This window comes from Enterobacter sp. HK-058-C-ECC (assembly GCF_047531125.1).
GTDB classification, from domain to species: domain Bacteria; phylum Pseudomonadota; class Gammaproteobacteria; order Enterobacterales; family Enterobacteriaceae; genus Enterobacter; species Enterobacter quasiroggenkampii.
On sequence record NZ_JBLKCH010000008.1, the window covers coordinates 48,733 to 68,847 of the forward strand.

Here is a 20,115-nt window from a genome sequence, read left to right on the forward strand (position 1 = left end):
TCAGTTCATGTTTCGGAAAACCAGGCTAAACGGGGTACAATTCGGAAAGTATCGTTAATTTCTAACAAGAATCAGCATCGCGCTTATGACCCAAATCATTCCATCAGGCTTCGGGATTGCAGCCGAAGACAGCACTGAGTTCGTGCCTATGCGCGGCGTCGCCAATCGCCATTTGCAGACCATGCTGCCGCGACTGATCCGCCGCAAGGTGCAATTCACCCCACACTGGCAGCGGCTAGACCTGCCAGACGGTGACTTTCTGGATCTCGCCTGGAGCGAAGCGCCGGATCAGGCTCGCCACAAGCCGCGGCTGGTGGTTTTTCACGGTCTGGAAGGCAGCCTGCACAGCCCGTATGCGCACGGGTTAATTGAGGCGGCCAAAGCGCGCGGCTGGCTCGGCGTGGTGATGCATTTTCGCGGGTGCAGCGGCGAACCGAATCGTCAGAAACGCATCTATCACTCGGGTGAAACCGAAGACGGCACGTGGTTTTTACACTGGCTGCGGGACAACTTCGGCACCGTGCCCACCGCGGCCGTAGGCTACTCGCTGGGCGGCAATATGCTGGCCTGCCTGCTGGCTAAAGAGGGGGAAAGCGTCCCGCTGGATGCCGCCGTCATCGTCTCCGCCCCGTTCATGCTGGAGCAGTGCAGCTACCACATGGATAAAGGCTTTTCCCGCGTCTATCAGCGCTACCTGCTCAACCTGCTGAAGGCCAACGCGGCGCGTAAGCTGAAGGCCTACCCGGACACCCTCCCGGTCAGCCTGCGCCAGCTGAAAAAGGTACGCCGTATTCGCGAGTTCGACGACCTGATCACCGCGAAAATTCACGGCTTCGCCGATGCGATTGACTATTATCGTCAGTGCAGCGCCATGCCGTTGCTCAGCAAGATCACGCAGCCGACGCTGATCATTCATGCCAAAGATGACCCATTTATGGATCATCACTCGATTCCCGCTCAGGAATTCCTGCCCGACAACGTTCACTATCAGTTGACCGAGCACGGCGGCCACGTCGGGTTTATCGGCGGCACGCTGCGCCGCCCGAAAATGTGGCTTGAGACGCGTATTCCTGACTGGCTAACCCCTTATCTGGACGGTGCAACATGATTATTCCCTGGCAGGATCTGGCTCCCGAAACGCTCGATAATCTGATTGAAAGCTTTGTATTACGCGAAGGCACCGATTATGGTGAACAGGAACGCTCGCTTGAGCAAAAGGTCAACGATGTAAAGCGCCAGCTGAAAAGCGGCGACGTGGTGCTGGTGTGGTCAGAACTGCATGAGACGGTCAATATCATGCCCCGCAACGCGTTTCACGGCTGATCTTCCACCCTTTTCAGTCAGGGAGTTGCTATGTCTGCCAGACATCCGGTTATTGCCGTTACGGGGTCGAGTGGTGCGGGAACCACCACCACCAGCCTCGCATTTCGCAAGATTTTCGCCCAGCTGAATCTCCGTGCGGCGGAGGTCGAAGGCGACAGCTTTCACCGCTACACGCGTCCGGAGATGGACATGGCCATCCGTAAGGCGCGCGATCTGGGAAAACACATCAGCTACTTCGGTCCGGAAGCCAATGACTTCGGCCTGCTGGAACAAACCTTTATTGAGTACGGTCAGAGCGGCAAAGGGCAGTCCCGCAAGTATCTGCATACCTATGATGAAGCCGTTCCCTGGAATCAGGTGCCGGGCACCTTTACCCCCTGGCAGCCCCTGCCGGAACCCACCGACGTGCTGTTTTACGAAGGATTACACGGCGGCGTGGTCACGCCGCAGCACGACGTGGCGCGCCACGTGGATCTGCTGGTTGGCGTGGTGCCTATCGTTAACCTGGAGTGGATCCAGAAGCTGACGCGTGACATGAGCGAGCGCGGCCATTCGCGAGAGGCGGTGATGGACTCGGTAGTGCGCTCCATGGAAGATTACATCAACTTCCTGACGCCGCAGTTCTCCCGCACCCATATCAACTTCCAGCGCGTGCCGACGGTGGATACCTCCAACCCGTTCGCGGCCAAAAGTATCCCATCCCTGGATGAAAGCTTTGTGGTGATCCATTTCCGCAATCTCGAAGGCATTGATTACCCCTGGCTGCTGGCGATGCTGCAGGGCTCGTTTATTTCTCACATGAATACATTGGTCGTGCCGGGCGGAAAAATGGGGCTGGCGATGGAGCTCATCATGACGCCGCTGGTGGAGCGGTTGATGGAAGGAAAGCAGATTGCGTGACGTCTGTTGCCGGATGGCGCTTCGCTTATCCGGCCTACGTTCGTGCAGTTGTAGGGCGGGTTAGCGAAGCGCCACCCGCCAAAAGATTAAGCCTCGATCACTTCATACGAATGGGTGATTTTTACCGCTTTCTCAAGCATTAACGCCACAGAACAGTACTTCTCGGCAGACAGGTCCACCGCACGTGACACCGCTGCGTCTTTCAGCGCCTTACCGGTAACCATAAAGTGCAGATTAATGTGGGTGAACAGGCGTGGCGCCTCTTCGCGACGTTCTGACGTGAGTTTCACCTCACAATCCGTCACGTCATGACGACCTTTTTGCAGAATCGACACCACGTCAATGGCGCTGCATCCCCCTGCCGCCATCAGTACCATTTCCATTGGGCTGGGCGCTTTATCGCCGGAGTTACCGTCCATCAAAATCTGGTGCCCTGACGCGGATTCGCCCAGGAACGTTAAACCTTCAACCCACTTCACGCGCGCTTGCATATTCTTAAACTCCAACGTTGCATTTTTGGTGACAGATTACGCGTGCGTTACATTTCTCGCAATGGAAGGCGACCTGCATCATGCTGAAGCGAGACACCAGGAGACACGCGGCGAAAGCTATGCTAAAACACTCAGGATGCTACAGTAATACATTGACGTTACACATGTATGCAGAGGACATCAAACTTTACTGGCTGCGAAACGTTACGGTAGCCGACTTCCCAGGGTATGGGTAAGAATTCGATTGCAACCCCAGAGTCCGGATGCATCTGATGACTCTGGTGACAGCTTATAACAGAGGATAACAGCGCATGGTGCTTGGCAAACCGCAAACAGACCCGACTCTCGAATGGTTCTTGTCTCATTGCCACATTCATAAGTACCCATCGAAGAGCACGCTGATTCACCAGGGTGAAAAAGCGGAAACGTTGTATTACATCGTTAAAGGCTCGGTGGCAGTGCTGATCAAAGATGAAGAAGGGAAAGAGATGATCCTTTCTTATCTGAACCAGGGCGATTTCATCGGTGAACTGGGCCTGTTTGAAGAGGGCCAGGAACGTAGCGCCTGGGTTCGTGCAAAGACAGCATGTGAAGTGGCTGAAATTTCTTACAAGAAGTTCCGTCAGCTTATTCAGGTTAACCCTGACATCCTGATGCGTCTTTCTTCCCAGATGGCGCGCCGCCTGCAGGTCACCTCAGAGAAAGTGGGCAACCTCGCCTTCCTGGACGTGACGGGCCGTATCGCACAAACTCTGCTGAACCTGGCGAAACAGCCGGACGCCATGACCCACCCGGACGGCATGCAAATTAAAATTACCCGTCAGGAAATTGGTCAGATCGTTGGTTGCTCCCGTGAAACAGTGGGCCGTATCCTGAAAATGCTGGAAGATCAAAACCTGATTTCCGCCCACGGTAAAACCATCGTGGTCTACGGAACGCGTTAATTCCGCTCAAACGGCGTGCCATCGCAAGGTGTCACGCCGTTTTTGTCTCTACTCCCCATGTGGCGCAGGCTGATCTATCACCCGGAAGTTAACTACGCACTGCGACAAACGCTGGTGTTGTGTCTTCCCGTGGCCATAGGTCTGATCCTCGGACATCTTCAGCAAGGTCTGCTGTTTTCCCTCGTGCCCGCCTGCTGCAACATCGCCGGTCTGGACACGCCGCATAAGCGCTTTTTCAAACGCCTGATTATTGGTGGCTGCCTGTTTGCCGGCTGTAGCCTCGCCGTACAGCTTTTACTGGCTCGTGATATCCCGCTGCCGCTGATCCTGACCGTGCTGGCGATGACGCTCGGCGTCACGGCGGAAATCAGTTCGCTGCACGCTCGCCTGCTTCCCGCGTCGCTGATTGCGGCCATCTTCACGCTAAGCCTCGCCGGGAATATGCCGGTGTGGGAGCCGCTGCTGATCTACGCCCTGGGGACACTGTGGTACGGGCTGTTCAACTGGTTCTGGTTCTGGCTGTGGCGGGAACAGCCGCTGCGCGAATCCCTGAGCCTGCTCTATGTGCAGCTAGCGGAGTACTGCGAAGCCAAATACACCCTGCTGACCCAGCATACCGATCCGGAAAAAGCCTTACCGCCGCTGCTGACGCGCCAGCAGAAGGTGGTGGATCTGATAAGCCAGTGCTATCAGCAGCTGCATATGCTCGCCGCCAACAAGAACCACGAGTACAAACGGCTGCTGCGCACCTTCCAGGTCGGGCTGGACCTGCAGGAGCATATCTCCGTGAGCCTGCACCATCCGCAGGAGGTGCAAAAGCTGGTCGAGCGCAGCCACGCCGAAGCGGTGATCCGCTGGAACGCGCAGACCGTCTCGGCACGACTGCGGGTGCTGGCAGACGACATTCTTTACCACCGCTACCCCACGCGCTTTAACATGGAAAAACAGCTCGGCGCGCTGGAGAAAATCGCCCGTCAGCATCCGGATAACCCGGTCGGCCAGTTTGCCGCCTGGCACTTCAGCCGCATCGCCCGCGTGCTGCGCACCCAGCGCCCGCTTTATCCGCGCGATCTGATGGCGGATAAGCAAAAACGGCTGCCGCTATTGCCCGCGCTCAGGAGCTATCTGTCGCTTAAATCGTCCGCCCTGCGCAACGCCGCACGTATTAGCGTGATGCTCAGTACCGCCAGCCTGATGGGCATGGCGCTGCATCTGCCGAAACCCTACTGGATCTTAATGACCGTGCTGTTTGTCACCCAGAACGGCTACGGCGCCACGCGGGTGCGTATTCTGCATCGGGCGGGCGGCACCATGGCCGGGCTGATCATTGCGGGCGTGACGCTGCACTTCCACGTGCCGGAAGGCTACACCCTGGCAGGGATGCTGGCGATCACGCTGGTGAGTTACCTGATTATCCGCAAAAACTACGGCTGGGCGATGGTGGGCTTCACGGTGACGGCGGTATACACCCTGCAGCTACTCACGCTCAATGGCGAACAGTTTATTGTCGCCAGGCTGATCGATACCCTGATCGGCTGCCTGATTGCCTTCGGCGGTATGGTCTGGCTCTGGCCGCAGTGGCAAAGCGGACTGCTCAGGCAGAACGCCCACGACGCGCTGGAAGCCGACCAGCAGGCCATTCGCCTCATCCTGAGCGACGACCCGCAGCCCTCCCCGCTGGCGTATCAGCGCATGAAGGTCAACCAGGCGCACAACGCCCTGTTTAACTCGCTTAATCAGGCGATGCAGGAGCCGGGCTTTAACTCGCACTATCTGGCCGATATGAAGCTCTGGGTGACGCACAGCCAGTTTATCGTCGAGCACATTAACGCCATGACCACGCTGGCGCGCGAGCACACGATGCTCACGCCGGATCTGGCGCAGCGCTATTTGCAGTCGTGTGAAATTGCGTTGCAGCGGTGTCAGCAGCGTCTGGAGTATGACTCGCCGGGTGAGTCGGGGGATTCAAATATTCTGGAAGCGCCGGAAACGCTGACCCACGGCCCAATGAGCACCCTGGAACAGCATTTACAGCGCGTGCTGGGGCATCTGAACACCATGCACACCATTTCGTCGGTGGCATGGCGTCAGCGTCCGCATCATGGGGTTTGGTTAACGCGCGTGCTGAAACGAACGCCGTACTAATTCTGCTGGACGATCTTCGCAACCGCCGCGGCAAAGCGGGTTAATCCGTCTTCAATATCCTTATCTTCCACCACCAGCGACGGCGCAAAGCGCATGACGTCCGGCCCGGCGTTGAGCACCATCACCCCTTCGCGAGCGGCGGCGTGCAGGAAATCACGCGCGCGGCCCTTGTACTGCGGCTTCAGCTCAGCGCCAATCAGCAGCCCCATCCCACGGATCTCGCTGAACACGTCGTACTGCTCGTCAATCTGCTTCAGGTGTTTGACAAACAGCTCGCGCTTCGCGCTAACGCCGTTCAACACCTCTGGCGTGTTGATGATGTCGAACGCGGCACCCGCCACGGCGCTCGCCAGCGGGTTACCGCCGTAGGTTGAGCCGTGAGAACCGACGTGGAACGCGGAGGCGATCTCCTGCGTCGTCAGGACCGCACTTACCGGGAATCCACCGCCGAGCGCTTTCGCGCTGGTCAGAATATCCGGCGTCACGCCGTAGTGCATATAAGCAAACAGGTCCCCGGTACGTCCCATCCCGCACTGCACTTCATCAAAGACCAGTAGCGCCTGATGTTCGTCGCACAGCGCGCGCAGCCCTTTCAGGAATTCCGGGGTTGCCGCGGTCACGCCACCTTCCCCCTGAATAGGTTCCACCACCACCGCGCAGGTGTGGTCGTCCATCACCGCTTTTACCGCGTGCAGATCGTTAAACGGCACGTGGACGATGTCGGCCGGTTTCGGGCCAAACCCGTCGGAATACTTCGGCTGGCCGCCAACGGAGACGGTAAAGAAGGAGCGCCCGTGGAAAGCATTATGGAAGGCGATGATTTTGGTTTTATACGGGCTGTGGCGCGTAGTCGCGTAGTAGCGCGCCAGCTTAAAGGCGGTTTCGTTGGCTTCGGTGCCGGAGTTCATAAACAGCACGCGCTCGGCAAAGGTCGCCTCAATGATCTTGCGGCCCAGGCGCAGCGCCGGTTCGTTGGTGAACACGTTGCTGGTGTGCCACAGGGTTTCGCCCTGGGTTTTCAGCGCCTCCACCAGCGCGGGATGGCAATGACCCAGCGCCGTGACCGCAATTCCGCCCGCGAAATCCACATACTCTTTACCCTGCTGATCCCAGACGCGGCTGCCTTTCCCCTTCACCGGGATAAATTCAGCCGGTGCATAAATCGGCAGGATCACTTCATCAAATGTTGCGCGGGTAATTGCTGGTTGTTCAGTTGCCATGTCATGCCCATCCATTTTATGTCACATTGATTGTGAAAATATAATCACAAAATATGCATAAAAAATCACAGCAAGGCAACAGATATTCAGCGATGGAGGAAATTTGCCAGCAGCGCGTGCCCCTGCTCGCTGAGGATACTTTCCGGATGGAACTGCACGCCTTCGAGATCCCATTCGCGGTGGCGAATCCCCATGATCTCCTGCGTATCGCTCCAGGCGGTCACCTCAAAGCCGTCAGGCAGCGTCGGCGGGTCAATCACCAGCGAGTGGTAGCGCGTCACGGTTAACGGATTATTGAGCCCCGTGAACACCCCGGTGCCCGCGTGCGTAACCGGCGAGGTTTTACCGTGCATCACGTTGGCGGCCCGCACGATGGTAGCACCAAACGCCTGGGCAATCGCCTGATGACCCAGGCAGACGCCCAGGATCGGCAGCCTGCCGGCATAGTGCTGGATAACCTCCAGCGAAATACCCGATTCCGACGGGGTGCAGGGGCCGGGTGAAATCACGATTTTCTGCGGAGCCAGCGTCTCGATATCGGCGAGCTCGATCTCGTCGTTGCGACGAACAACCACCTCTGCACCCAGTTCGCAAAAATACTGGTAAAGGTTCCAGGTGAAGGAATCGTAGTTATCAATCAGCAGAATCATGGCGGCTCCCGAAAAAAATGCCGCCCTATTCTACTCAGATTCCCGCGCTTCGCTCACTACTTTGGCAAAGATAGCGTTTAGCGCGGTTAAATCCCCCGTTGCGCCGCTGCGGTTAGCGGTCACCCACTGCTCAGGATCGATATCGCGCCAGTCCAGCGCGTAACCCGCGTGAAGCGCCAGTTGCTCGAAGAACACCCGTTGGGCAATGCCATTGCCGCGCATAAACGGGTGCAGCATGTTGATTTCGCAGTAATAGTGGCTAACCCGGTCAACAAACGCCGCTTTCTCAAGGCCCACAAGATACTTTTCGCTTTCCAGCGCCGCCATCAGTTCATTCCCCATCTTCTCGATGTATTCGAAATGGCAGAAGGGAATATCCCCCTTGAAAATATCGTCGGTACGGAACTCACCTGCCCGCTTCATCTCTCTGCGGTAGAGATGGCGGTGAATAAGGCACAGATGGGGTAACCCGGGCGCGGAAGGCCCAAGCTCCAGGGTCTCAATGTCGGGCTCCGATGGACCATTACCTTTCTCAAGGAGACAACTGGCCTGAAAGTTGACGCTACGCTGCTGCTCCCAGAGACGGGATTTTTGCTTGTCGGTGAGTTTTTTCACTTAACGCCTCCCTGAATAGTCCGTTTGCCACAAGTATAAGCAGCAAAACGCGCTTTCGCAGGGAGGGCGACATCACGCGGGCAGGAGAAGCCCGCGTTCAGAAGAATTACGGCAGAACTTTTGCGGAGAGGATCACGACAGGTTTTGACGGCACATTCTGGTACGGACCGACGTCGTGAGTAGGCACCTGAGAAATCTTGTCGGCGACGTCCATCCCTTTCACAATTTTACCGAAAACGGCATAGCCGAAGTCGCGCTGACCGTGGTCAAGGAAGGCGTTATCCGCCACGTTGAGGAAGAACTGGCTGGTCGCGCTGTCTTTGTCCGCGGTACGCGCCATAGAGATCGTGCCGCGCTTATTCAGCAGGCCGTTATCCGCTTCGTTTTTGATTGGCGGGTTCGGCTGTTTCTGCTGCATCTGCTCGTTGAAGCCGCCGCCCTGAATCATGAAGCCCGGGATCACGCGGTGGAAGGTGGTGTTGTTGTAGAAGCCGCTGTTCACATAGTCGAGGAAGTTTTTCACAGAAACCGGAGCTTTCTGGCTATTCAGTTCCAGCTCAATATTCCCGGCGGAGGTGGTCAGCAGAACGTGAGGGTCCCCTTTTGCTGCCAGCGCAGCAGGGGAAACGGCAGAAAGAGCAAACACAGCTGCGACAGCCGCCAGTGTTGATTTGAGCATGAGAATTCCTTAACAAAGCGCAGTATAAAAAGCGAATGGCTTGATTCTAAAGAGCAGTATGAACGGAGACCAGCCTTTTACCTAATTTTACGAAATTGAAACAGTTGTAACCACGCAAACGATTGGTTTTATCGCCTTTTTATGTGATCGCGATCACATAAAAACCTGCAATGAACTTCTAATTTCTCTTAAAAGATATGAATAGATCACTTTAATGTCTAAAATCTGCCCGCTCTCAGCGCCCGATGGGCGCTTTTCTTTTTCTGAACAGGCCAGACATGACTAACAGCAATCGCATCAAGCTCACATGGATCAGCTTCTTCTCCTACGCCCTGACCGGTGCGTTGGTGATCGTCACCGGGATGGTGATGGGAAATATCGCAGACTACTTCCAGCTGCCGGTTTCCAGCATGAGTAACACCTTCACCTTCCTCAACGCGGGGATCCTGATCTCTATCTTCCTGAATGCCTGGCTGATGGAAATCGTGCCGCTGAAAACCCAGCTTCGCTTCGGCTTTGTGCTGATGGTCGCCGCCGTGGCGGGGCTGATGCTGAGCCACAGCATCGCCCTGTTCTCTGCCGCCATGTTCGTGCTCGGCCTGGTTAGCGGGATCACCATGTCGATCGGTACGTTCCTGATTACCCATATGTATGAAGGCCGCCAGCGCGGCGCGCGCCTGCTGTTTACCGACTCCTTCTTCAGCATGGCCGGCATGATCTTCCCGATGGTCGCGGCCGTTCTGCTGGCGCGCAGCATTGAGTGGTACTGGGTCTATGCCTGCATTGGGCTGGTCTACGTGGCGATCTTTATTCTGACCTTCGGCTGCGAGTTTCCGGTACTGGGCAAGAAAGCGCAAACCACGGCAGAGCCTGTGGCGAAAGAGAAATGGGGTATCGGCGTGCTATTCCTCTCCATCGCCGCCCTGTGCTACATCCTGGGCCAGCTGGGCTTTATCTCCTGGGTACCGGAATATGCCAAAGGTCTGGGCATGAGCCTGAACGATGCGGGTAAACTGGTGAGCGATTTCTGGATGTCTTACATGTTCGGCATGTGGGCGTTTAGCTTCATCCTGCGCTTCTTCGACCTGCAGCGCATTCTGACCGTGCTGGCAGGTCTGGCGACCGTGCTGATGTATCTGTTCATCAACGGTTCCCCGGAACATATGCCGTGGTTCATTCTGACCCTGGGCTTCTTCTCCAGCGCGATCTACACCTCGATCATCACCCTGGGCTCTCTGCAGACCAAAGTGGCCTCGCCGAAGCTGGTTAACTTCGTTCTGACCTGCGGCACCATCGGCACCATGCTGACCTTCGTGGTGACGGGCCCGATCGTTGCCCACAGCGGCCCGCTGGCCGCGCTGCACACCGCGAACGGTCTGTACGCCGTGGTGTTCATCATGTGCTTCATCCTGGGCTTTGTGACCCGCCACCGCCAGTACAACGCGGCAGCGGCATCGCACTAAACCCTGCGCCCCTTTGCATTATGCAGAGGGGCTGTTTCTGGCGAAACTGACCTCTTCTCCTCCGGTATCCATCTGGATCCAGGTCTGCGCCAGCTGCGTGGTGGCGATAATCCGCCCCTGACGAATCGACCAGCGCACCGGCACCTGACAGCGCACCGCTTCAAACCCGCTCTCCGCAGGCAAAATAATCAGGTTTGCCGGATTTTCCGTTTCAATACCGTAATCGCTCAGGCCGAAGGTACGGGCGCTGTTATGGGTGATCAGGTTCAGGCCGCTGTCGATTTGCGGATAGCCCATCATCTGGCAGACGTGTAGCCCCATATGCAGCACCTGCAGCATATTGCCGGTGCCGAGCGGGTACCACGGGTCGAAGACGTCGTCGTGACCGAAGCAGACGTTAATGCCCGCCTCCTGCAGCTCTTTGACCCGGGTGATACCGCGACGCTTCGGATAGTCATCAAAGCGCCCCTGCAGGTGGATGTTGACCAGCGGGTTAGCAACGAAGTTAATCCCCGACATCTTCAGCAGGCGGAAAAGCCGCGAGGTGTAAGCGCCGTTGTACGAGTGCATGGCGGTGGTGTGGCTGGCCGTCACGCGCGGGCCAATGCCAGCCTCATAAGCCAGCGTGGCCACCGTCTCGACAAACCGCGACTGTTCGTCGTCAATTTCATCGCAGTGGATATCCAGCGGTCGGTCATACTTCTTCGCCAGTTCAAAAGCGATGTGCAGCGACTGGACGCCATATTCCCGGGTAAATTCGAAGTGAGGGATCGCCCCGACCACGTCGGCCCCCAGTTTTAACGCCTCTTCCAGCAGCGCCGCGCCGTTCGGGTAAGAGAGAATACCTTCCTGCGGAAACGCGACGATTTGCAGCGTTACCCATGGCGCCACCTCCTGCTTGACCTCCAGCATCGCCTTCAGGGCGGTGAGCGTCGGGTCAGAGACATCCACATGGGTGCGGACAAACTGGATGCCGTTAGCGATTTGCCATTTCAGCGTTTTCCAGGCGCGTGCTTTCACATCCTCATGGCTGAGCAGCGCCTTGCGCTCCGCCCAGCGTTCAATGCCTTCGAACAGCGTGCCGGACTGGTTCCAGTTCGGCTCCCCCGCCGTCTGGGTGGTATCAAGATGAATATGCGGCTCGATGAACGGCGGGAGAGCAAGCCCACCGCGCGCGTTCAGTACCTCATAACTTTCGGCGTGGGTATCGTCCATGGGGGTGATGTCACAAAATCGCCCGTTCTCGATGGCAAGTTGCCACAGCCCATCCCGACCCGGTAAACGTACATTCTGAACAAGCCATAACGGTGATGTAGACATACCTTTCCCCTCATAAACGCAGCTGATATTCAGGCGTATCGATTTTTGCAAAACCGCCCCTGAGTTGTACACAAATTCAACGAACACGAAAAGCCTGCGATTTCCGCTACTTATAAAAATCCTGACAAATCAGTCATATACCACCTAAGGAGTAGGTGAAGACGTATTTGATTTGCATCAATAAGCGCCCCTGCTGAATCGTTAAGGTAGGCAATAATAGAAAAGAAATCGAGGCAATAATGAGCAAAGTCAGACTCGCTATCATCGGTAACGGTATGGTCGGCCACCGCTTTATTGAGGATCTTCTCGATAAGGCCGATGCTGAGCAGTTCGATATTACCGTGTTCTGTGAAGAACCCCGCAAGGCGTACGATCGTGTGCACTTGTCTTCCTACTTCTCCCATCATACCGCCGAAGAGCTCTCTCTGGTGCGCGAAGGTTTCTACGAGAAGCATGGCGTAAAAGTGCTGGTGGGCGAACGCGCTATCACCATCAACCGTCAGGAAAAAGTGATCCACTCCAGTGCTGGCCGTACGGTTTTTTACGACAAGCTGATCATGGCGACAGGCTCGTACCCGTGGATCCCGCCGATTAAAGGCTCGGAAACACAGGATTGCTTCGTTTACCGTACCATTGAAGATCTCAACGCTATCGAATCCTGTGCGCGTCGAAGCAAACGCGGCGCGGTTGTCGGCGGCGGCCTGCTGGGTCTGGAAGCGGCAGGCGCGCTGAAAAACCTCGGTGTGGAAACCCACGTCATCGAATTTGCCCCGATGCTGATGGCCGAACAGCTCGACCACATGGGTGGTGACCAGCTGCGTCGTAAAATCGAAAGCATGGGCGTGAAGGTTCACACCAGCAAGAACACCAAAGAGATCGTTCAGGAAGGGACTGAAGCGCGCAAAACCATGCGCTTTGCCGACGGCAGCGAGCTGGAGGTGGACTTCATCGTCTTCTCCACCGGTATTCGTCCGCGCGACAAGCTGGCGACCCAGTGCGGTCTGGCCGTCGCGCAGCGCGGCGGGATCATGATTAACGACACCTGCCAGACCTCCGATCCGGATATCTACGCCATCGGCGAATGCGCCAGCTGGAACAACCGCGTATACGGCCTGGTGGCGCCGGGCTACAAAATGGCGCAGGTCGCCGTGGATCATATCCTCGGTAACGAAAACGCCTTCACCGGCGCAGACATGAGCGCCAAGCTGAAGCTGCTGGGCGTGGACGTAGGCGGTATTGGCGATGCGCACGGCCGCACCCCGAATTCCCGCAGCTACGTCTATCTGGACGAAAGCAAAGAGGTCTACAAACGACTCATCGTCAGCCAGGACAACAAAACCCTGCTCGGCGCGGTGCTGGTGGGCGACACCAGCGACTTCGGTAACCTGCTCCAGCTGGTGCTCAACGCCATCGAGCTGCCGGAAAACCCGGACGCGCTGATCCTCCCGGCGCACGCCTCCAGCGGCAAGCCGTCCATCGGCGTGGATAAACTGCCGGACAGCGCGCAGATTTGCTCCTGCTTCGACGTGACCAAAGGCATGCTGATCTCCGCGATCAACAAAGGGTGTCACACCGTTGCGGCGCTGAAAGCGGAAACCAAAGCCGGTACCGGCTGCGGCGGCTGTATTCCGCTGGTCACTCAGGTGCTGAACGCCGAACTGGCGAAACAGGGCATCGAAGTGAACAACAACCTGTGCGAGCACTTCGCGTATTCTCGCCAGGAGCTGTACCACCTGATCCGCGTGGAAGGCATTAAGTCCTTCGACGAACTGCTGGCGAAGCACGGCCAGGGCTACGGCTGTGAAGTGTGTAAACCGACCGTCGGCTCCCTGCTGGCCTCCTGCTGGAACGAGTACGTGCTCAAGCCCGAGCATACGCCGCTGCAGGATACCAACGACAACTTCCTGGCCAACATCCAGAAAGACGGCACCTACTCCGTGATTCCACGCTCGGCGGGTGGTGAAATTACGCCGGAAGGGCTGGTCGCGGTGGGCCGTATCGCACGTGAATTTAACCTCTACACCAAAATTACCGGCTCCCAGCGTATCGGCCTGTTTGGCGCGCAGAAGGACGACCTGCCGGAAATCTGGCGTCAGCTGATTGAAGCGGGCTTCGAAACCGGCCACGCGTACGCTAAAGCGCTGCGCATGGCGAAAACCTGCGTGGGCAGCACCTGGTGCCGCTACGGCGTCGGCGACAGCGTGGGCTTCGGCGTTGAGCTGGAAAACCGCTACAAAGGCATCCGTACCCCGCACAAAATGAAGTTCGGCGTCTCCGGCTGCACCCGCGAATGTGCGGAAGCGCAGGGTAAAGACGTGGGTATTATTGCCACCGAGAAAGGCTGGAACCTGTATGTGTGCGGCAACGGCGGGATGAAACCGCGCCATGCGGACCTGCTGGCGGCGGATCTCGATCGTGACACGCTGATTCAGTATCTCGACCGCTTCATGATGTTCTACATCCGTACCGCCGATAAGCTGACCCGTACCGCCTCCTGGCTCGATAACCTCGAGGGCGGCATCGATTACCTGAAATCGGTCATCATCGACGACAAGCTGGGCCTGAACGAACATCTGGAAGCGGAGATGGCGCGCCTGCGCGAGGCGGTGATCTGCGAATGGACGGAAACCGTCAACACCCCGGCGGCGCAGACGCGCTTCAAACACTTTATCAACAGCACCCAGCGCGACCCGAACGTACAGGTTGTGCCGGAGCGCGAACAGCATCGTCCGGCGACGCCGTATGAACGTATTCCGGTCACGCTGGTGGAGGAAAACGCATGAGCCAGTGGGTAAACATCTGCAATATTAACGACATTCTCCCCGCCACCGGCGTCTGTGCGCTGCTGGGCAACGAGCAGGTGGCGATTTTCCGCCCTCGCCACGATGAACAGGTTTTTGCCATCAGCAATATCGACCCGTTCTTTGAGGCCAGCGTGCTCTCCCGCGGCCTGATTGCCGAGCACCAGGGTGAACTGTGGGTCGCCAGCCCGTTGAAAAAGCAGCGTTTCCGCTTAACCGACGGACTCTGCATGGAAGATGAAAGCTTCTCGGTCAAACACTACGACGTCCGCGTGAAGGACGGCGAGGTGCAGCTGAAAGCGTAACCCCTCGCCTTTTCAACAGGAAAGGCTTATGACCCCTTATGGGTAACGGCAGGAAAAACCGTATGTTCTGTACGATTCCTGCTGTTATCCTGACGTCAATTCTTCCCCCGCCATGAATGCTGTGAGGTAACGTCGTGGATCACCTGCCGATTTTTTGTCAATTACGCAACCGCGACTGCCTGCTCGTGGGCGGCGGCGACGTGGCCGAGCGCAAAGCGCGCCTGCTGTTAGAGGCTGGCGCCCGCCTGACCGTGAATGCCCTTTCCTTCGCCCCCCAGTTTGAGGTTTGGGCTCAGGAAGGGATGCTCACGCTGGAACAGGGCGCGTTTAATGAATCCCTGCTGGGTACCTGCTGGCTGACCATTGCCGCGACGGATGACGATGAAGTGAACCAGCGCGTGAGCGACGCTTGCGAAGCGCGCCGTATCTTCTGCAACGTGGTGGATGCGCCGAAAGAGGCCAGCTTTATCATGCCGTCGATTATCGACCGCTCGCCGCTGATGATTGCGGTCTCGTCCGGGGGACGTTCGCCGGTTCTCGCGCGTCTGCTGCGGGAAAAACTGGAAGCCCTGTTGCCCCAGCATCTTGGCCAGATTGCGCATTATGCCGGGCAGCTGCGTTCACGCGTGAAGCAAACCTTCGCGACCGTGGGCGAGCGCCGTCGCTTCTGGGAAAAATTCTTTGTGAACGACAGGCTGGCGCAGTCGCTGGCGAATCAGGACACCAAAGCCGTTGAAGAGACGACCGAACAGCTGCTGAGCGAACCGCTGGACCATCGCGGCGAAGTGGTGCTGGTGGGCGCAGGCCCCGGTGATGCGGGTTTGCTGACGCTGAAAGGGCTACAGCAGATCCAGCAGGCCGATATTGTGGTGTACGACCGTCTGGTCTCCGATGACATCATGAATCTGGTCCGTCGCGACGCCGACCGCGTGTTCGTCGGTAAACGCGCGGGCTACCACTGCGTGCCCCAGGAGGAGATCAACCAGATCCTGCTGCGCGAGGCGCAGAAAGGTAAACGCGTAGTGCGCCTTAAGGGCGGCGATCCGTTTATTTTTGGTCGCGGCGGCGAGGAGCTGGAAACCCTGTGCGACGCGGGCATTCCGTTCTCTGTCGTGCCCGGCATTACGGCGGCGTCCGGTTGTTCAGCGTACTCTGGCATTCCGCTGACCCACCGGGATTACGCCCAGAGCGTGCGTCTGGTGACGGGCCACCTGAAGACCGGCAGCGAGCTGGACTGGCATAACCTGGCCGCTGAAAAGCAGACGCTGGTGTTCTACATGGGGCTCAATCAGGCCGCCACGATTCAGGCGAAGCTGCTGGAGCACGGTATGAATGCGGATATGCCCGTCGCGCTGGTCGAAAACGGCACCGCCATTACGCAGCGCGTGGTGGATGGTGTACTGACGCAGTTAGGCGAACTGGCGCAGCAGGTTGAAAGCCCGGCGCTGATTGTGGTGGGCCGCGTGGTTGAACTGCGCGACAAACTGAACTGGTTCTCGAATCACTAACGCATATTCTCCCTTCCTGGAGTAGTCCTTAAGCGGACTACTCCCCTCTTACGCCTACCGATAACATACCGCCCGCATAGTGGAACTTTTCCATTTATTCCCTCGTATTACATCCATTTTTTAGACAAGGAATGCATATGTTCAAACTGGCAAAAGCCGCCGTTCTGGTTGGCCTGTTATCGACGCTGACGGCCTGCACCGGTCACGTACAGAACACCAAAAATAACTGCAGCTACGATTATCTGCTGCACCCGGCGATCTCCATTTCGAAAATCATCGGTGGTTGCGGCCCGGCAGCGCAGCAGTAAGCGTTTTACAGGCGTAAAAAAACCGGGATGTCCCGGTTTTTTTGTTGGCGTAGAGCGGTTTTTTTGTCGGGTGGCGGCTCCGCCTTACCCGACCTACACGATCCCGTAGGCCGGGTAAGCGTTAGCGCCACCCGGCAAGCAGACTCAAGGCTTCGCCACAAACCCAATCGCTTCATACACCGCTTTCAGGGTTTCGGACGCGCGCGCGCTGGCTTTTTCCGCGCCCTCTTTCATCACTTTCTGCAGGAAAGCTTCGTCGTTACGGTAGCGGTGATAACGCTCCTGCAGCTCGGTCAGCATGCCGGAAACAGCATCTGCCACTTCGCCTTTCAGGTGGCCGTACATCTTGCCTTCGAAGTGTTTTTCCAGCTCAGGGATGCTCTGACCGGTGACGCCGGAGAGGATATCCAGCAGGTTTGAGACGCCCGCTTTGTTCTGCACGTCGTAGCGCACTACAGGCGGCTCGTCGGAATCGGTCACCGCGCGCTTGAGTTTTTTCACCACCGATTTCGGATCTTCCAGCAGGCCGATAACGTTGTTGCGGTTATCGTCAGACTTGGACATCTTCTTGGTCGGCTCCAGCAGCGACATCACGCGCGCGCCGGACTTCGGAATGAAAGGCTCAGGCACTTTAAACACATCGCCGTAGATCGCATTAAAGCGCTGGGCGATATCGCGGCTCAGCTCCAGGTGCTGCTTCTGGTCTTCACCCACCGGGACCTGGTTAGTCTGGTACAGCAGAATGTCTGCCGCCATCAGCACCGGATAGTCAAACAGACCGGCGTTGATGTTTTCAGAGTAGCGCGCGGATTTATCCTTGAACTGGGTCATGCGGCTCAGCTCGCCGAAATAGGTGTAGCAGTTCAGCGCCCAGCCCAGCTGCGCATGCTCCGGCACGTGAGACTGAACGAAGATGGTGCTCTTCTCTGGATCAATACCGCAGGCCAGATACAGCGCCAGGGTGTCCAGCGTGGCTTTGCGCAGCTTCTCAGGATCCTGACGCGCGGTAATCGCATGGAGATCGACGATGCAGTAAATGCAATGGTAGTCATCCTGCATGCTGACCCACTGACGTAACGCACCCATGTAGTTACCAATGGTCAATTCACCTGAAGGCTGTGCGCCACTAAAAACGATGGGCTTAGTCATTATTCAATTCCTGATGTTCACTGTGCGAAAGCCCGAGTGCGGGCAACAAATCTTTGAAGTGGTCGAAAACGACGTCCGGCTCACTCAGCATGATGGCTTCACCGTAGTTGTAGCCATAGGTTAACCCCACGGAAGGACACCCGGCCGCGCGGGCAGCCAGAATATCATTGCGGGAATCGCCGACAAAGAGCAGCTCCGCAGGCGTTAAGGATAATTTTCCTGCCACCAGCAGCAGCGGTTCCGGATGAGGCTTTTTGTTTTGCACATCGTCGCCGCCCACAATCACGGAGAAAAACTTCGCGATATCGAGCGCGTCGAGCAGCGGTGCGACAAACGGCGTGGGTTTGTTGGTCACCAGACCCAGCGGGATGCCCTTCGCGTGCAGCGCACTCAGCGTTTCCTGAACGTCCGGGAACAGGAAGCTGCCCTCCTCGACGGTCTCTTCATAGAAACGATCGAACAGTTTGCGCAGAATACGCAGCTGCTCTTCCTGCGGGATGTCCGCGTGATCGACGCTCGGTTTCCCCTGGGCGGAACGCTGTGACGCACGCTCCTGACGCGCCCACGTCAACGCGCGCGCCATCAGAACATCGGCGCCGTTGCCAATCCACGTGACGACACGCTCTTCACCCGCAACGGGGAGTTCAAGTGCATACAGCGCCTGGTCAACGGCGCTCGTTAAGCCCGGCGCGCTGTCAACCAGCGTGCCGTCGAGGTCGAATGCCACACCCCGAATAGCCTGTAATTTATCCATGACTTACCTTCGCCAGCTCGCGGCGCATTTCATCGATGACTTTTTTGTAATCCGGTTGGTCGAAAATGGCTGAACCGGCAACGAACATATCCGCGCCTGCCGCCGCAATTTCACCAATGTTATTCACTTTCACGCCGCCGTCCACTTCCAGACGAATATCGTAGCCTGACTCGTCAATACGACGGCGGACTTCACGCAGCTTATCCAGCGTGTGAGGGATGAATGACTGGCCGCCAAAGCCCGGGTTAACGGACATCAGCAGGATCACGTCCAGCTTGTCCATGACATAGTCGAGATAGCTCAGCGGCGTGGCCGGGTTAAACACCAGACCCGCTTTACAGCCGTTCTCTTTGATCAGCTGCAGCGTGCGATCCACATGTTCAGAGGCTTCCGGATGGAAGGTGATGATGCTGGCACCCGCCGCGGCGAAGTCAGGCACGATGCGATCAACCGGTTTCACCATCAGGTGAACGTCGATCGGGGCGGTAATGCCATAGTTACGCAGCGCCTTGAGCACCATCGGACCGATGGTCAGGTTTGGAACGTAGTGGTTATCCATCACGTCGAAATGGACGACATCCGCGCCAGCCGCCAGTGCGTTGGCAGTGTCTTCACCCAGGCGGGCAAAATCGGCCGACAGAATTGAGGGAGCAATCAAAAACTGTTTCATCCGCTTCTCCTTGAAATGTGTTTACCGGCGGGCAAAACGGCTCAGGGGCGATAAAGAGCCAGGAGTTCGTCCACCTTTTTACGTGTGCCGCCGTTGCTGCTAATGCTACGCCGCACCTTAACCTGAAAATGCTTCGCGGCTTTGTACCATTCGCGCGTATCAGGCGTGTCGTGATTCGAAATTAACACCGGAATTCTTTTGCTGACCAGCTTTTCCGCCATCTCCGCCAGGCGCGCCTGCTCGGCAGGGCTGAAGCTGTTAGTGTGATAGGCGGTGAAGTTCGCCGTCGCAGACAGCGGCGCGTATGGCGGGTCGCAGTAAACCACCGAATTTACGCCAGCCAGCTCCATACACTCTTCATAGGAGAGGCAATGGAACTCCGCGTTCTGCGCTTTTTCGGCAAAGTGATACAGCTCGTCCTGTGGGAAATACGGGCGCTTATAGCGGCCAAACGGCACGTTAAATTCCCCACGAAGATTATACCGGCACAGGCCGTTGTAACCATGCCGGTTGAGATAGAGGAACAGCAGGGCTCTGCGGAACGGATCCTGACTCTGGTTAAACTCCGCGCGGAACTGGTAGTAAACGTCCGGGTTATTGTTCTCGGGGGTAAACAGTTTGCGCGCCTCGGCGACATACTCATCGGTACGCAGCTTAACGATGTTATAGAGGCTGATAAGGTCGCTGTTGATATCCGCCAGGATATAACGAGAAAAATCGGTGTTGAGGAACACCGATCCCGCACCCACGAAAGGTTCGATAAGGCACTCGCCTTTAGGCAGGTGCTTTTTAATATCATCGAGCAGGGGGTATTTCCCCCCTGCCCATTTCAGAAAAGCGCGATTTTTTTTCATGCTGACTAACTGATTA

At 57.1% G+C, this 20,115-nt stretch carries 20 protein-coding genes; 10 read left to right on the forward strand and 10 right to left on the reverse strand.

All coding sequences use genetic code 11. The features are described 5' to 3' along the window. Positions 1–85: 85 nt before the first annotated feature. The 3 genes from ACMWJS_RS16155 to ACMWJS_RS16165 are packed head-to-tail and all read left to right on the forward strand — an operon-like array spanning position 86 to position 2,223. Positions 86–1,108 carry a hydrolase gene (locus ACMWJS_RS16155; RefSeq protein WP_048027667.1) on the forward strand — a complete coding sequence of 341 codons (1,023 nt, stop codon included), beginning with the start codon at positions 86–88 and terminating at the stop codon, positions 1,106–1,108. After that, a complete protein-coding gene (locus ACMWJS_RS16160) occupies positions 1,105–1,323 on the forward strand; it encodes a YheU family protein (protein ID WP_008503016.1) in 219 nt (72 codons plus the stop codon). The genes ACMWJS_RS16155 and ACMWJS_RS16160 overlap by 4 nt, the downstream gene beginning before the upstream one ends. Before the next feature lie 30 nt (positions 1,324–1,353). Further along, positions 1,354–2,223, forward strand: coding sequence for a phosphoribulokinase (locus tag ACMWJS_RS16165; protein WP_008503017.1), 870 nt, complete (start codon positions 1,354–1,356; stop codon positions 2,221–2,223). 86 nt (positions 2,224–2,309) lie between these two features. On the opposite strand, the gene ACMWJS_RS16170 is transcribed toward ACMWJS_RS16165, so the two are convergent. After that, the gene (locus ACMWJS_RS16170; RefSeq protein WP_414747298.1) at positions 2,310–2,714 is read right to left on the reverse strand and encodes an OsmC family protein; all 405 of its coding nucleotides are present in this window, start codon (positions 2,712–2,714) and stop codon (positions 2,310–2,312) included. 311 nt (positions 2,715–3,025) lie between these two features. On the opposite strand from ACMWJS_RS16170, the gene crp reads away from it, so the two are divergent. Both crp and ACMWJS_RS16180 read left to right on the forward strand, forming a co-directional pair. Beyond that, positions 3,026–3,658, forward strand: coding sequence for a cAMP-activated global transcriptional regulator CRP (crp, locus tag ACMWJS_RS16175; RefSeq protein ID WP_000242758.1), 633 nt, complete (start codon positions 3,026–3,028; stop codon positions 3,656–3,658). A gap of 57 nt (positions 3,659–3,715) precedes the next feature. After that, positions 3,716–5,803 carry a YccS/YhfK family putative transporter gene (locus tag ACMWJS_RS16180; RefSeq protein WP_045909322.1) on the forward strand — a complete coding sequence of 696 codons (2,088 nt, stop codon included), beginning with the start codon at positions 3,716–3,718 and terminating at the stop codon, positions 5,801–5,803. Here ACMWJS_RS16180 and argD read toward each other — a convergent pair. The 4 genes from argD to ppiA all read right to left on the reverse strand — a co-directional run bounded on the left by argD (position 5,800) and on the right by ppiA (position 8,967). Next, on the reverse strand, positions 5,800–7,023 hold the full coding sequence (gene argD, locus ACMWJS_RS16185; protein WP_414747299.1) for a bifunctional acetylornithine/succinyldiaminopimelate transaminase: 1,224 nt from the start codon (positions 7,021–7,023) through the stop codon (positions 5,800–5,802). The genes ACMWJS_RS16180 and argD overlap by 4 nt on opposite strands. 86 nt (positions 7,024–7,109) lie before the next feature. Then, positions 7,110–7,673: an aminodeoxychorismate synthase component 2 gene (pabA, locus tag ACMWJS_RS16190; RefSeq protein ID WP_048226386.1), complete on the reverse strand. Its 564-nt coding sequence runs from the start codon at positions 7,671–7,673 to the stop codon at positions 7,110–7,112. A gap of 30 nt (positions 7,674–7,703) precedes the next feature. Further along, positions 7,704–8,288: a putative adenosine monophosphate-protein transferase Fic gene (locus ACMWJS_RS16195; protein ID WP_048027677.1), complete on the reverse strand. Its 585-nt coding sequence runs from the start codon at positions 8,286–8,288 to the stop codon at positions 7,704–7,706. A 106-nt stretch (positions 8,289–8,394) separates the two neighbouring features. After that, positions 8,395–8,967 (reverse strand): peptidylprolyl isomerase A, encoded by a 573-nt coding sequence (ppiA, locus tag ACMWJS_RS16200; RefSeq protein ID WP_014885514.1) that lies wholly within the window; start codon positions 8,965–8,967, stop codon positions 8,395–8,397. A gap of 278 nt (positions 8,968–9,245) precedes the next feature. Here ppiA and tsgA point away from each other — a divergent pair, with 278 nt between their 5' ends. Beyond that, entirely contained in the window at positions 9,246–10,430 is a 1,185-nt protein-coding gene (gene tsgA / locus ACMWJS_RS16205; RefSeq protein ID WP_414747300.1) for an MFS transporter TsgA, read from the forward strand. An 18-nt stretch (positions 10,431–10,448) separates the two neighbouring features. On the opposite strand, the gene ACMWJS_RS16210 is transcribed toward tsgA, so the two are convergent. After that, positions 10,449–11,750: a cytosine deaminase gene (locus ACMWJS_RS16210; protein ID WP_414747301.1), complete on the reverse strand. Its 1,302-nt coding sequence runs from the start codon at positions 11,748–11,750 to the stop codon at positions 10,449–10,451. A gap of 239 nt (positions 11,751–11,989) precedes the next feature. Here ACMWJS_RS16210 and nirB point away from each other — a divergent pair, with 239 nt between their 5' ends. The 4 genes from nirB to ACMWJS_RS16230 all read left to right on the forward strand — a co-directional run bounded on the left by nirB (position 11,990) and on the right by ACMWJS_RS16230 (position 16,672). Beyond that, the gene (nirB, locus tag ACMWJS_RS16215; RefSeq protein ID WP_048027679.1) at positions 11,990–14,533 is read left to right on the forward strand and encodes a nitrite reductase large subunit NirB; all 2,544 of its coding nucleotides are present in this window, start codon (positions 11,990–11,992) and stop codon (positions 14,531–14,533) included. Then, positions 14,530–14,856 carry a nitrite reductase small subunit NirD gene (nirD, locus tag ACMWJS_RS16220; protein WP_008503027.1) on the forward strand — a complete coding sequence of 109 codons (327 nt, stop codon included), beginning with the start codon at positions 14,530–14,532 and terminating at the stop codon, positions 14,854–14,856. Before nirB ends, nirD begins: the two co-directional genes overlap by 4 nt. 134 nt (positions 14,857–14,990) lie before the next feature. Next, positions 14,991–16,364 carry a siroheme synthase CysG gene (gene cysG, locus ACMWJS_RS16225; RefSeq protein WP_414747302.1) on the forward strand — a complete coding sequence of 458 codons (1,374 nt, stop codon included), beginning with the start codon at positions 14,991–14,993 and terminating at the stop codon, positions 16,362–16,364. Positions 16,365–16,501: 137 nt separating this feature from the next. Then, positions 16,502–16,672 (forward strand): YhfL family protein, encoded by a 171-nt coding sequence (locus ACMWJS_RS16230; RefSeq protein ID WP_008503029.1) that lies wholly within the window; start codon positions 16,502–16,504, stop codon positions 16,670–16,672. 144 nt (positions 16,673–16,816) lie between these two features. Here ACMWJS_RS16230 and trpS read toward each other — a convergent pair whose 3' ends face one another. Genes trpS through dam form a run of 4 tightly spaced genes read right to left on the reverse strand, consistent with a single transcriptional unit; the run spans position 16,817 to position 20,099 of the window. After that, complete coding sequence (trpS, locus tag ACMWJS_RS16235; protein WP_024907925.1) at positions 16,817–17,821, reverse strand: tryptophan--tRNA ligase; 1,005 nt, start codon at positions 17,819–17,821, stop codon at positions 16,817–16,819. Continuing rightward, positions 17,814–18,575 carry a phosphoglycolate phosphatase gene (gene gph, locus ACMWJS_RS16240; RefSeq protein WP_414747303.1) on the reverse strand — a complete coding sequence of 254 codons (762 nt, stop codon included), beginning with the start codon at positions 18,573–18,575 and terminating at the stop codon, positions 17,814–17,816. Before gph ends, trpS begins: the two co-directional genes overlap by 8 nt. Further along, complete coding sequence (gene rpe / locus ACMWJS_RS16245; protein WP_008503032.1) at positions 18,568–19,245, reverse strand: ribulose-phosphate 3-epimerase; 678 nt, start codon at positions 19,243–19,245, stop codon at positions 18,568–18,570. The genes gph and rpe overlap by 8 nt, the downstream gene beginning before the upstream one ends. 41 nt (positions 19,246–19,286) lie before the next feature. Then, the gene (dam, locus tag ACMWJS_RS16250) at positions 19,287–20,099 is read right to left on the reverse strand and encodes an adenine-specific DNA-methyltransferase (RefSeq protein WP_045909331.1); all 813 of its coding nucleotides are present in this window, start codon (positions 20,097–20,099) and stop codon (positions 19,287–19,289) included. Positions 20,100–20,115 lie beyond the last annotated feature (16 nt).